The sequence below is a fragment of the Kiloniella laminariae DSM 19542 genome, from assembly GCF_000374005.1.
Taxonomy (GTDB): Bacteria; Pseudomonadota; Alphaproteobacteria; order Kiloniellales; family Kiloniellaceae; genus Kiloniella; species Kiloniella laminariae.
This window is the reverse complement of record NZ_KB893140.1, coordinates 41,849-55,397: the sequence shown is the minus strand read 5'-3', so window position 1 is coordinate 55,397 and position 13,549 is coordinate 41,849. Positions and strand designations below refer to the sequence as shown.

At 50.6% G+C, this 13,549-nt stretch carries 9 protein-coding genes; 5 read left to right on the top strand and 4 right to left on the bottom strand.

Translation table 11 applies throughout. The features are described from left to right. A partial coding sequence (locus B152_RS23185; RefSeq protein ID WP_020592240.1) for a calcium-binding protein occupies positions 1 to 1,093 on the top strand: 1,093 nt, incomplete at its 5' end. A gap of 85 nt (positions 1,094 to 1,178) precedes the next feature. Here B152_RS23185 and B152_RS0109785 read toward each other — a convergent pair. Then, positions 1,179 to 2,594, bottom strand: coding sequence for an amidase (locus B152_RS0109785; RefSeq protein ID WP_026261438.1), 1,416 nt, complete (start codon positions 2,592 to 2,594; stop codon positions 1,179 to 1,181). Between the two features lie 493 nt (positions 2,595 to 3,087). On the opposite strand from B152_RS0109785, the gene B152_RS0109775 reads away from it, so the two are divergent. Both B152_RS0109775 and B152_RS0109770 read left to right on the top strand, forming a co-directional pair. Further along, entirely contained in the window at positions 3,088 to 3,651 is a 564-nt protein-coding gene (locus B152_RS0109775; RefSeq protein ID WP_083921858.1) for a substrate-binding periplasmic protein, read from the top strand. 425 nt (positions 3,652 to 4,076) lie between these two features. After that, the gene (locus tag B152_RS0109770; RefSeq protein ID WP_020592236.1) at positions 4,077 to 5,663 is read left to right on the top strand and encodes a PAS domain-containing sensor histidine kinase; all 1,587 of its coding nucleotides are present in this window, start codon (positions 4,077 to 4,079) and stop codon (positions 5,661 to 5,663) included. 93 nt (positions 5,664 to 5,756) lie between these two features. Here the strand turns inward: B152_RS0109770 and B152_RS0109765 are convergent, their stop codons facing one another. The 3 genes from B152_RS0109765 to B152_RS0109755 all read right to left on the bottom strand — a co-directional run bounded on the left by B152_RS0109765 (position 5,757) and on the right by B152_RS0109755 (position 11,078). Next, positions 5,757 to 6,344 carry a cytochrome P460 family protein gene (locus tag B152_RS0109765; RefSeq protein WP_020592235.1) on the bottom strand — a complete coding sequence of 196 codons (588 nt, stop codon included), beginning with the start codon at positions 6,342 to 6,344 and terminating at the stop codon, positions 5,757 to 5,759. A 241-nt stretch (positions 6,345 to 6,585) separates the two neighbouring features. Next, entirely contained in the window at positions 6,586 to 9,366 is a 2,781-nt protein-coding gene (gene fdhF, locus B152_RS0109760) for a formate dehydrogenase subunit alpha (protein ID WP_020592234.1), read from the bottom strand. Beyond that, on the bottom strand, positions 9,366 to 11,078 hold the full coding sequence (locus tag B152_RS0109755) for an NAD(P)H-dependent oxidoreductase subunit E (protein WP_020592233.1): 1,713 nt from the start codon (positions 11,076 to 11,078) through the stop codon (positions 9,366 to 9,368). Before B152_RS0109755 ends, fdhF begins: the two co-directional genes overlap by 1 nt. Positions 11,079 to 11,576: 498 nt before the next feature. On the opposite strand from B152_RS0109755, the gene B152_RS25280 reads away from it, so the two are divergent. Then, positions 11,577 to 12,212: a histidine phosphotransferase family protein gene (locus B152_RS25280; RefSeq protein ID WP_020592232.1), complete on the top strand. Its 636-nt coding sequence runs from the start codon at positions 11,577 to 11,579 to the stop codon at positions 12,210 to 12,212. Positions 12,213 to 12,478: 266 nt separating this feature from the next. Continuing rightward, positions 12,479 to 13,504, top strand: coding sequence for a Fe(3+) ABC transporter substrate-binding protein (locus B152_RS0109745; protein WP_020592231.1), 1,026 nt, complete (start codon positions 12,479 to 12,481; stop codon positions 13,502 to 13,504). Positions 13,505 to 13,549: the final 45 nt, after the last annotated feature.

Here is a 13,549-nt window from a genome sequence, read left to right as displayed (position 1 = left end):
CCGTATCGATGGTGGTGCCGGAAATGATTCGATCACCGGGTCTGCCGGGGATGACACCATTGTTGGTGGCACCGGGAATGACAATCTGCGCGGTGGTGATGGCGATGATACTTTTATCGTTGAAGGCAACGGACAGGGAGCTGATCGTTATAACGGTGGTGCGGGCCGGGATAAAATTCAGGGCACAGATGGCGACCAGACGGTTGTTGTCTCGCATCTGACCGCGGGTGATTCAATTGAAGAAATTGATCTGAGCTCTGGCATCAATGTGCTGTCCGGGACTTCAGGCAACAACACGATTGATTTGAGCAATACCACTCTGGCCAATGTCACCCGTATCGAAGGCGGTGCCGGAAATGATTCGATCACCGGGTCTGCCGGGGATGACACCATTGTTGGTGGTACGGGTAATGATAACCTGCGCGGTGGTGACGGCAATGATACTTTTATCGTTGAAGGGCAGGATCAGGGCGCGGATCGTTTCAGTGGTGGCGCGGGTGCTGACAGAATTCTGGGTGGTGACGGCGATGATACAATTACCGTTTCGCATCTGACCTCGGGAGATTCCATTGAACAGATTGACGGTGGAGCAGGCGTTAACATTCTGTCCGGAACGTCCGGCAACAACACGATTGATCTGAGCAACACAACCCTGACCAACATTGACCGTATTGATGCGGGTGCTGGGAACGATACGCTGATCGGTTCAGACGATGATGATATTCTTTTCGGTGGTCTTGGAAATGATCGTCTTACTGGGGGCGGGGGAGATGATAGCTTTGCCTTCAGTCTTTCGATGAATGCTTCTGGCAGTGTTGAAGCCCAGGGTAAAGATACTATTATGGATTTTGATTCCGGCGATCGGCTGGTCTTTGAAGATATTTTGGGTAGTCTGGGGGGGGCAGCTGACCCTCTGGCGGCTCTTGATAGCCTCGGGGGTGTTACGGTCGTGGATGGCGGTGCTGGCCGCGATGTCTCGATCCAGTTTGAAAATGGCGACAGCATCACATTGCGGGGGCTGGGAACAGCGGATCACTCACTTGATTCCCTGACGGACCTGAATGATAACGGCGTCCATATCGACGTTTTCTGATAGTTACGTAATATTGCTTTGATCGGCTTTAAGAGGAGCTTTCCACAGGGAGAGCGCCTCTTTTTTTTGAGATTTTCAATCTTGCTCAGCACTTTTTTGGTAAAATCGGAGTTGGTATCCTCGGCAGAATATCTTCCAGAAAATTGGCTGCCGAGAGAAGGGCACCATCTGCGCGGGGGCGTCCGACAAGCTGGAGACCCACAGGCAACCCTGTTGCGGTGAAGCCGCAGGGGAGCGAAAGGGCGGGGGAGGCTGTTATTGTGATGCTTGATACGATGGCAAGCCAGTCGATGTAGCTCTCGAATTTCTGCCCGGCACATTCGCTGACATAACGCTGTTCAATTGGAAAGGGAGGGACGATTGTTGCCGGGCAAAGCAGCAGATCATATTCCCCGAAAAAGTTTTGCATCCGATGATAGATTTCACCGCGTTTTCTTTCAGCCCAGGCGATGTCTTCGGCAGAAAGAGTCCGACCGTATTCAATATTGAGAACGATGTCTTCCTTGAGCTTGCCGGGGTGCTGCGTCTGTAGTGGTCCGAGGCCAACAAGAAAGTCCAGCCCGCGAAGGCGCCGGAAGACTTCCGGGGCATCGGACAGGTCAGGGCAGGTTTCTTCGACAATAACGCCTGCCTCTTGAAAACGCAGGGCGGCTGCTTTGCAAATATCGACAATTTCCGGGTCAACCGGGCTCACGCCCAGGTCAGCACTGAAGGCAATCTTCTTCGGGGGAATTTTCTTCTGGCTCGTTGACAGAAAACGCTCTCCAGATGCGGGTAGAGCCAAAGGGCTTGTCGGGTGGAAGCCAACCATAGCATCAAGAAACAGGGCAGTGTCTTCGACATTCCTGGCCATGGGGCCTTGCATGGAGAGTGTTTGGAACGGCGTTGTTGATGGTCCGCTTGCCAGAAGGTGCAGGGAAGGTCTGAGACCAACAACCCCGCAAAAACTTGCCGGGTTACGCAACGATCCCCCCATGTCAGAACCATGAGCAAGCCAGGCTGTGCCACTTGCCAACGCAGCAGCAGCTCCTCCTGATGATCCGGCGGCTGATTTTGCCACGTCCCAGGGATTGCAGGTCGGACCAAAAACTGGATTAAAAGTGTGGGCCCCGGCTCCAAATTCAGGGGTGTTGGATTTGGCATAGATAACCGCGCCGTTTCCCTCCATTGTCTCAACCAGAACATCCGAATAGTCCGGGATGTCATCGGCAAAAATTGGACTGCCGTATGTGGTGCGAACTCCTCTGACGGCTGTAAGATCCTTGATGGCAACGGGGATACCGCCAAGGATACCTCTGTCTGTGACAGGCTTTTTCTCCAGCTCGTTTACTGCTGCTCTGGCGCGCTCGAAACAAAGTGTTGGCAGGGCATTGACCTCTCTTTCGACAAGGTCAATACGGCTCTCCAACGCGTCGAGAAGGTCGTTAGGTGAAATCTTATTCAGGAGCAAAAGCTCTCTGATTTCACAGGCACTGGACTGGATAAGTTGTTCGCCGGTCATCTGAGGCATTGTTCCTTACTCTGAACCATTAAACGATTTTGGGAAAAGCTTATCTTGGGGAATAAATGTCAGGAAGGAAAAAAATATCTCCGAAATGTTTCTCGTCCATCAAAATCCGGTTTGCAATAAAAGGAATTCTGATCCTTGAGCGTCTCGCCGAGAATAGTAGCATTCCAGAGCATACGATTATCAAGAGTATTGGTCAGGCTTTGTTAAGTTTAACTGGGTAATCTTTTTCAGCATCAATCAGATCCTGTGAACGTTGTCAGTCGGGGAATATGGCGGAAATGGAAAAATCTCTATCGTGTCTGAGGGCGAGATATGGGGTCAAAATTTTTCCTGTGCTGTATTTTTGTCTTTTGATTACTGTCTTCTCAAGGACTGCCCTTGCCGAGGAAAAGATTGAAATTCTCGCAGTTGACTTTCCGCCCTATGAGTTTGAGCATCCGGTTGATGGGTTGGCAGGTTTTGATGTTGATACCCTTGTTACCGCATTCGCCCGGAGGGGGTTACTGCTCATGTGAGATTTGTTCCCTGGGCACGAGCACTTGAGATGGGCAGTCGGGGCGAAGTTCCTGGAATATTATCCTGTGCAAGGAATGCGGATAGAGAAAAGTACTTTTTACTTTCAGAGCCCATAAGTTATGCAGAATTCGGATTTGCAGCTCTTGCCAGCCGTGAGGTTAAAAAAATCAATCACCTTTCGGATGCAGACAAATATAAGGTGGGCTCAATTATTGGATACACCTCCAGTACCGAATTGACCGACGCGGGCATAGAGCATGATCTTTCTCCTACGGATAGAGTGGCGCTGAAAAAACTTGAGGCTGGCCGTATTGAACTTTTATATTCAGAGCTCAACACGACCAGATACCTTGTTAAAACTGAGCTCGAGGGAGTGAATCTAAAGTATTTTCTTATGGGGAAAAGGGCTTATCATCTCTGCATTAGCAAGCAGTGGCCTGATGCACAGTCTTTGTTGTCCATGTTTAACGCCGGATTGGCAGAAATACAGGCCGACGGCACCTTTGACAGTATCCAAAGAAAATATCAGTGATACCTTAAGCCTGCTAAGATGTCCGTTGATATCCGTGCTGAGGGATGCGATCAACCGGAACAGGAGAAACAGATTTTCCGGGAAATATTATGCAGACGAATTTGAAAAATATACATCAAATAGGATCTGACTGGATTGTTATTGTTGCTTAAGTAAATAGAATATATTCCTCAGGATTTTTGTTAATTCTGGAGTATGCGGGTAGGATAATATTTAGTTACAGGTTTCTTTGGAGCGGTTGTTTTCAATTTATTGGTGTTAATTCTGATTGTCATCTTTCTTGATAGTAACAAAATGACGTTTTTGTAACAGAATTTCTTCTTTTCATTTGATTTTATAACCTGTTTTTGCTTTCTGGGTACTGGTTGGTGTTCCCTACAGGGATTGGCCGACAGGAAACCGCTTCAAGAGAAAACAGGTCTTAAATGAAGAGTGAACATTCGCAAGAGTGTCCGGATGTTGCTGGTGTGTGCCGTGACGTGAGCAGTCTTTTTCTTGAGCAAAGTTTTGAGGCTGTTTTTGTAACGGATCTTTCCGGTTTGGTTCTTTATTGCAATCCTTCAGTTTCCAGAAATTTTGGTTTCCCGGCAGAGGTACTGGTCGGCCGCTCTGTTTTCGAGCTGATCACCCTGCCTGCCGAAGATCAGCAGAAAATTCTGTTGTCTGGATATCAGGGAAATCCCGAAAGAGAAGCCGAGGTGATAAATGGCGAAATCTGTTCGGCCAGGGGAACTATTTTTGATGTCCACCTGCGAGCTTATCCGCTGCTATCCTCCGGACAGCCGCTCATAATGGTGCTGGTGCGGGACATCAGCGCGAGAGTGTCTGTCCGTAAGGAGCTGGAAACGTCCCGCGAGTTGATGGGCCGGATTGTCGAAGGTGTTGCTGATGCCATTATTGCGACTGATGAAGAGGGAGATCTGACGCTTTTTAACAAGGGGGCGGAAAAGATGTTCGGCTATCAAAGCTCTGAAATTATCGGCACCAGTCTGGAGCATTTGATACCCGACGCTTTTTGTGATCCCGATACGGGCAATCCGGAAGACCTTGGCGGCAGGCAGGATAACAGCAGAAGCCTGGGATTTCGGAACGGCATTTCTGCCCTGAGACGCAATGGCGAGATCTTTCCGGCAGATGCGACGATTATGAAAATCAAACGGGACAATAGCTATATCTTTGCCGCTGTTGTGCGCGATGTGTCTGAACAGATCTCTGTTCAGAATGAATTGCGTCAGGCAAAAGAAATGGCCGAGGCCGCCAATAGAATGAAAACGACCTTTCTGGCGAATATGAGCCATGAGCTCAGAACACCGTTAAATGCCATCATCGGTTTCTCGGAGTTTATCAGCGAAGAACATCTCGGACGGATCGAGCCGCCAAAATACCGGGAATATATAAAGGATATTCTCTATAGCGGCTGTCACCTTCTGACCATTGTCAACGATATCCTTGACCTTTCGAGGGTAGAAGCGGGGGAGATAACCCTGCATGAAACAGCGGTTGATATCGAGGCTGCTATTGAGTCAGCCTACCGCTTTGTCAAAAGGCAGGCCCAGGAAAAAAATATCAGGCTACAAACTGTAGTTGACGCAACTCTTCCTTATCTTTTGGCAGACGAACGCCTGTTGAAACAGGTTGTTATCAATCTTGCCTCCAATGCGGTGAAGTTTACGCCAGAAGGTGGTTCTATTGTTGCCAAAGTTGTTCCGGGCACGGCCGAGGGAGAGCTGGCAATTATCATTTCCGATACAGGGATCGGGATTGCCAAAGAGGATCTTGATCGGGTGATCAAGCCTTTTGAACAATGTGAATCAAGCTATACCAAAACCATTGAGGGTACCGGTCTGGGCCTGTCTTTGGCCCTCTCCTTAATGGAGTTGCACAACGGACGCCTGTCCATCGAGAGTGAACTGGGCGTCGGCACTTCGGTAATTCTTACCTTCCCGGCGAACCGGGTCGTTACTGGAAATTCTGTCGAGGAGCTTCCGCAGCAAGCCATGATGAGCGCCTGATATTTCTCGAAGTGTCATTTGGGCGGAGGTTACAAAAAGGAGGCAAGGATAGTTCCCTGCCTCGATAAGGGTATATCTTGAAATCCGGACAGGTCAGTTTTGAACCCGGTAGTCTTCAGGCAGGAAAAACAGATAATCCTGATCTTCGCCAACAGCATTATGACAATCGGCGCAGAATTTCACTTTCTTTGAATTGGTTCCATTGGTTTCTCCGAATATTTTTCCGTCAGGAGTCACCAGTGTGTATTTCCAGTCGCCGCTTTCAGGGCTGAAACCCGCAGCCATTTTTTCCATCAGAAACAGGGGGCCAGGTTTCACGCCATTCTTGGTCACCTTGAAGCTGTCCTTGGCGGCAATCGCGCCAACGGGCAGGGTGCCTACCTCTTCGAATTTACCGTAATTCTTGGCGATATCATTGGCGTAGTTATGGACCAGACGGCCGCCATGGGTGCTGGAAGCGTAGGGAACAGTGCTGTAACGAGACCAGTTAAAGTACTCAGTTGCCACCGGATGACCTGACTTTGCGTAACCTTCTCTCAAAGAGGGGGCAATAGTCTCGTATTCTGCCGCGGCTTTCTCGTCTGAGATTTCTTCGGCTGAAACAGAAGTATGAAGAGTGGTCAAGAAAGGAAGCATGGCTGTACCAATAGCCATGGTCTTGAGTATAGAGCTGATTTTCATCTGGGTTCCCTCTGTTTCTCTGACGTTGGAATGGATGTTTTGTTCTTAATCTTGTTATCGCGCCTTGCTGATATTCGCTTATCTTTGATAGCACCGCATGCACCTGGCTGTTGCATAAAGCTTTATCACGTTCATGTGAATTAGAGGGGGGGGAGAATTCTTTTTGGCCTGAAAACCCGGGACGAAAAAAAGGGCCGCCTGTGCGACCCTTTTTCTGTTGGAAGGTGATCTTATGCCTGAACTATTCGGCGGCAACCGAAATGCGTTCCATTCTGGCGGCGCTGTATTTGAATTCCGGGATCTTGCCGAAGGGATCAAGTTGAGGATTGGTCAACATGTTCGCTGCTGCTTCAGAAAAGCAGAAGGGCATAAAGATCATGCCTTCGGGAACTTCCCGATCCTGGCGGATTTTCAGACTGACTGTGCCGCGGCGGGTTGAAACACTTACCCAGTCACCCGCAGAAACACCGAGCTTGTTCATATCCAGCCGATTGACAAAAACCACCGCTTCCGGCTCCAGATTGTCGAGAACCTGGGAGCGTCGTGTCATGGCGCCGGTATGCCAGTGTTCAAGCAGACGCCCGGTGGTGAGGACCAGCGGGAACTCCTCGTTCGGTAACTCGGCCGGATCAACAAGTGCTGTCGAGACCAGCTTGCCGCGACCGGATGCTGTCGGGAAACCCTGGGCGAAGAGAATTTCTGTACCAGGACCATCTGCGCTGGAACAGGGGTAGGTAACGACGTTTTCACGCTCAAGTCTTTCCCAGGTAATGTTGTTCAGGGATGGCATGATCTGGGCCATCTCGTTGAAAACATCGCGGGGATGACTATAGGACCAGCTCAGGCCCATACGTTTGGCAATTTCCTGGATCAATTCCCAATCCTGACGCGCTTCGCCGGGAGGAGAGACTGCAGCACGGCCAATTTGGACCTGCCGATTGGTGTTGGTAAAGGTTCCGTCCTTCTCGGCGTGGGCCGAGGAAGGGAGAATTACATCTGCATGCCAGGCTGTTTCTGTCATGAAAATGTCCTGAACCACCAGGTGGTCAAGCATTGAGAGGGCTTCGCGGGCGTGTTTCTGATCCGGGTCGGACATGGCCGGGTTTTCACCCTGGATGAACATACCGTTGATTTCGCCGTCATGGATGGCATCCATAATCTCGACGACGGTCAGCCCTTTTTTGCGATCCAGTTCCATTCCCCAGAAATCCTCCATCCTGCTGCGGATCTCGGCATTTTCCACGGACTGGTAATCCGGGTAGAGCATGGGGATAAGCCCGGCATCGGAAGCACCCTGGACGTTGTTCTGTCCACGCAGTGGATGCAGGCCAGTGCCCGGACGGCCGATCTGTCCGGTAATCAGGGACATGGCAATCAGGCTGCGGACGTTATCTGTACCGTGGGTATGCTGGGAGACACCCATGCCCCAGAGGATGAGTGACGCTTCTGAAGTGGCGTAGGTACGGGCGACTTCACGCAGGGTCTGGGCATCGATACCACAGATATCTGCCATATCTTCGGGCGAGAAGTCCTTGATGTTGGCTTTCAGTTCCTCAAAGCCCTCGGTGTTGGCCTGAACATATTGCAGGTCATAGAGGTTCTCTTCGATGATGGTATAGATCATCGCGTTGAGCATGGCGACATCACGCCCTGGCTTGAACTGCAGGTGCTTGTCAGCATAGCGCACAAGGTTCTGGCCTCTGGGGTCCATCACAAAGAGATGCTTATTGGGATCCTTTGCCGCCTGTTTGATATAGGTGGCGGCGACGGGGTGGTTCCAGCCGGGACGACAGCCGATAATGATGATGCAGTCGGAATCCGCAACAGAGGTAAAGGGGGCTGATACCGCCCCTGAGCCAACACCTTCCATCAGGGCGGCAACAGAGGAGGCATGACACAGCCGTGTGCAGTGATCCACGTTGTTGCTGCCAAAGCCGGTGCGAACCAGCTTCTGGAAAAGATAGGCTTCTTCGTTTGATCCTTTGGCCGAACCAAAACCTGCAAGAGCTTTGGGGCTTTTGTTGTCTCGGATCTTGCTCAGGCCGGAAGCCGCCCGCTCCAGGGCCTCTTCCCAAGTTGCTTCGCGGAAAAATTCCGAAAAGTCATTGTCTGGAACCTGAATGTCCCAGCCACGGGGGGCATCATCCCGGCGGATCAAGGGTTTGGTCAGGCGGTTGGGGTTGTGAATATAATCGAACCCGAAGCGGCCTTTGACGCAGAGACGTTTTTCGTTGGCAGGACCATCACGTCCATCAATCTTGAGGATCTTGTCGTCCTTGACATGAACCTCGGTCTGGCAGCCGACACCACAGAAGGGGCAGACGGAATTGATGATTTCATCAGCATATTCCGTACGTGTTCCTGCCGCGTTGAGCAGGGAGCCTTCCATCAGGGCTCCGGTCGGACAAGCCTGAACACACTCACCACAGGCGACACAGGTGCTTTCGCCCATTTCCGTATCAAAATCGAAAATGATGCTGGCTTTAGATCCGCGATAGGCCATGCCGATCACATCGTTGACCTGAACTTCACGGCAGGCCCGCACGCAAAGGTTACAGTTGATGCAGGCGTCAAGGTTGACGGCAATAGCTGTGTGACTGAGGTCGGCTACAGGGCTTTTGCGTGCCGGGAACCGGCTGGAAGTTACGCCGATGTCGGAAGCCCAGTTCCAGAACTTTGAATCGGGTTCATGGGCGGTTTCACGGGCTGGCTGATCGGCGACCAGAAGTTCAAAAACCATCTCGCGAGCTTTTTTCGCCCGCTGGGTTGCCGTATTGACTACCATGCCTTCGCTTGGTGCCCGGATACAGGAGGCTGCAAGTGTCCGCTCGCCCTCAATCTCGACCATACAGGCGCGACAGTTTCCGTCAGCGCGATAGCCGGGTTCCGGTTGGTAACACAGGTGCGGAATCTCTGTGCCGAGGCGGTCTGCGACCTGCCAGATGGTTTCACCGGGCTGGGCTGCGACCTGTTCACCGTTAAGGGTAAAGGTAACCGGGGCTTTATTTGCAACTACAGACATTACAGTTCCTCCGGAAAGTGTTTCATTACCGATAACAAGGGATTGGGGGCGGCCTGGCCGAGACCGCAGATGGAGGCATCCATCATCACAGTCGAGAGTTCTTTAAGCAGATCCTGATCCCAGGTTTCTGCCTGCATGAGCTTGACGGCCTTTTCCGTGCCGTTGCGACAAGGCGTGCATTGTCCGCAACTTTCGTCTTCGAAAAAGCGCATCAGATTGCTGGCGACATCCCGCATATTATCCTGATCGGACAGGACCACGATGGCGGCAGAACCGATAAAACAGCCATGAGCCTGTAGTGTATCAAAGTCGAGCGGTACATCCCCGAGGCTGGCGGGAAGTATGCCACCTGAGGCTCCGCCTGGTAGATAGGCCTTGAATTCGTGACCATCAGCCATGCCGCCACAATATTCGGCAATCAGTTCTCTGATGGTGATACCGGCTGGTGCAAATTTTACCCCGGGATTTTTGACGCGACCAGAAACAGAGAAGGACCGGAGCCCTTTGCGGCCGTTCCGCCCTTCGCTGGTGAACCACTCTGGGCCTTTTTCAATCAGATCCCGGACCCAGTAGACCGTCTCGACGTTGTTTGTCAGCGTTGGCAGGCCAAAAAGACCAACCTGTGAGGGGAAAGGAGGTTTGTGACGGGGAAGGCCGCGTTTGCCCTCGATAGATTCAATCATCGCGGACTCTTCACCACAGATATAGGCTCCGGCTCCACGGCGAAGATCGATTTTAACCCCGTTGTTCAACCCTTCGGCATAGAGGCGGTCGATCTCTTTTTTCAAGAGTTTGATTACCGCCGGATATTCATCGCGGATATAGATGTAACTGGCTTCAACTTCGCCGACCCATGCACCGATCAACATACCCTCGAGAAAACGGTGCGGATCGGTTTCAAGGTAGTGACGATCTTTGAATGTGCCAGGTTCACCTTCATCCCCATTGATCGCCATAAGACGGGGTTTGGGTTGCTGGCGAATAATGCCCCATTTGAGTCCAGTCGGGAAGCCTGCACCACCAAGGCCACGAAGACCTGTGTTTTTCAGCAGTTCAACGATCTGGTCGCGCTGATATTTGCCTTCGTAGCAATCGCGCAGGACCTTGTATCCACCATCGGCAAGATAGGCATCGTAATCTCTGTAGGGAACCTTGGCAGGTTCCAGATTTTTGGCCTTCGCCGTCTGGACGATTTTCTCAACGGTCGCATGTTCAACATGATGGTGACCAACTTCGGCAACAGGTGCACAGTCACAGCGGCCCATGCAAGGTGCTCTTACCACCCTCACATTCTTTGCAACAGCTGATGGAAGCTTGCTGAGGAGTTCATCAGCTCCGGCCATCTCACAGCTGAGGCTTTCACAAACCCGAACTGTAATCTCGGCGGGGGCGGCTTCTCCATCGAGCACGATATCAAAATGTGCATAGAAAGAAGCAACTTCATAGACCTCGGCCATGGGAAGTTTCATTTCATCTGCCAGGGCCTGCATATGATCCGCAGAAAGGCAGCCGAATGAGTCCTGTATCAAGTGCAGATGTTCAATCAGAAGATCCCGCTGACGCGAGCGGTTGCCAAGCAAGGCATGAATGGTTTCCTGTGCACCGGGGTTCAGTTGACGCCCTTTGGCGAAAACAGGGGGTTTGCGGCGGCCTGAACCCGGATGGATCTGGCGCTTGACGGGGGACTTGTCCAAGGTGGCATTATCCGACATTACTCATGCAACTCCACGACACGCCCTGCTGTGCGGGCGATGAACACCGGTTGATCCGGGCTCTTTCTGTTTCAGTTATTCGGGCGGAAAAATCCGGGCCGATATTTCCATATTCCTGTTGGCATCTTGCGGTCTTCCCGCATTCCCGGACATATCTGGAGCATTTTATAGCGCTTTGCCAGTGTTGGATAGCGATGGGGCATTCGCAAAGTCCTATGCCTTGATAGGCGATTGCTATTAATGTCGCTTGCCGGATGTCTGGTGTCGTTTGTCGAACCTCGGAGCCTGAATTCCTTGGCCAGAGCGTTCAATATATCAGACTGATTATGGAAGGATAATGACCGGAAGGCGGATAAAGATATCAGAGCAGCGCAGAAAGCCGGGGTCAGTAGTTTTTCTGTTAATATTTATGTGTTTAACTGATCGCAATCTGAAGCTTTTTTGGTATGTCGATTTCCAGAGCGAGTGTTTTTTTAGTCAAAGCGAGTATTTTTTAGAATGAGTGATCAAGTTGATTTCCGGGTTCTCGAGCTTCTGACATCGCGTTTGTGTCATGATCTTGTCGGGCCAGTCGGTGCTGTTAACAACGGCCTTGAACTGATGGAAGATGATTCTTTTGGTATGGCTGCTGACGCCTTGAAACTGGCAACAGGATCCGCTGTCCAGGCCGCGGCAACCCTGCAGTTTTACCGTATTGCCTATGGTCTGGCTGGCAGTCGGCTTGGAAGTGATTTTGCAACATTAAACCAGCTTGCGAGTAACTATCTTAAACACACCAAAGCGGAATTTAACTGGCCGAACCTGACGGTGCCTGAAGGCTTGCCGGAAGATGGGGGCAAGATTCTTCTAAATCTTATTGCCTTTGGGCTTGAGATGCTTCCTCGGGGCGGGGTTATTACTGCCCATAGTGGTGAGGCGGATAATCGTACTTTCGTTGCTGTTACAGTTGCCGGAGAATCCGTCGCGATTCGCGAGGAGGTGCGTTATGCTATTTCGGAAAAAGTTGATCCGGGAGAGCTGACACCAAGAAATGTTCATGCCTATTTCACCCGCTTTCTCGCTCAAAGAAGAGGAAGTGACCTGTTGGTGAACAGTTCTGTCGACGGGCATGTGCAGTTAATTGTTTCATTCTAAATAGACGGATAAGGCCTTCCTGTTTCTGGTAATTCAGACTGAAGTCCTTATATCTGAAAATGGCTATAGCCTGGGAAAAGCAGCTTCGGATCGATGAAGCTGCTTTTTTCTTTAAATTCAATGATTTTAATTTGCGAATAAGTCTCATTTCTAACTTGATATATTGCGAATGATTTGCAATATTCCGGGTGCTTTTTATCGGAAGAATTTTGTTCCGGTCAATTTTCTGATCACTCCCTGTGATAAACAATTAGGAGACAGTCGAAATGAAGACTGCTTGGTTCGTAACGACAGCAATCCTTTCTGCGACAGTACTGAGCGGTGTTTCCGCCAGTGCAGAAGAGGTTGTCAACGTTTATACAGAACGTCATTACCAGACTGATGACGCACTTTATGCTGGCTTCACCAAAGAAACCGGTATCAAGGTCAACCTGATCGAAGGTAAAGGTGCCGAACTGGTTGAGCGTATTAAAAGTGAAGGTGAAAACAGTCCTGCAGATATTCTGGTGACGGTTGATGCCGGTAACCTCTGGCGCGCGGACCAGGACGGGATTTTTAAATCCGTCTCTTCTGATGAACTGAATGAGCGCGTTCCGGCCAACCTGCGCCATCCCGACGGTAACTGGTATGGTTTTTCTACCCGCGCCCGGATGATCTTCTTTGATAAGGCAAAGGTAAAAGAGGGTGAAATTACCTCTTATGAAGATCTGGCTGATCGAAAATGGAAAGGCAAGGTTTGCATCCGCGAGAGCTCAAACATCTATAACCAGTCCTTGCTGGCTTCGATTGTAGAGCACAAAGGTGAAGCTGCTGCTGAAGAATGGGCGAAAGCCGTAGTTGACAACTTTGCGCGTGAACCTGTTAAGGGTGATACAAACCAACTGCGGGGTATCGGTTCAGGGGAATGTGAGATTGCCGTGGCAAACTCTTATTATTTTGTTCGACTGCAGACAACACCAGAAGAACAAGATAAAGGTATCGCTGACAAGATCGGTTACGTTTTTCCGAACCAGAATGATCGTGGAACCCACGTGAATATCTCTGGTGCCGGTGTTGTTAAAACAGCCCCACACAGTGAAGCAGCAGTTAAGTTTCTTGAATATCTGACCAGTGCTGACGCCCAGAATTATTTTGCTGACGGGAACAATGAATTTCCGGTTGTTGAGGGTGTTGCTGCCAACGCGGCTGTGACGGCTCTTGGTGATTTCAAGAAAGACACGGTAAATGTTTCTGTTTATGGCACCAATCAGGTGACAGCCCAGAAAATCTTTGACCGTGTTGGCTGGAAATAATTGAACGAGGCTCTTGTGCCTCAAGCGGTTCCAACTGTCGAAAAG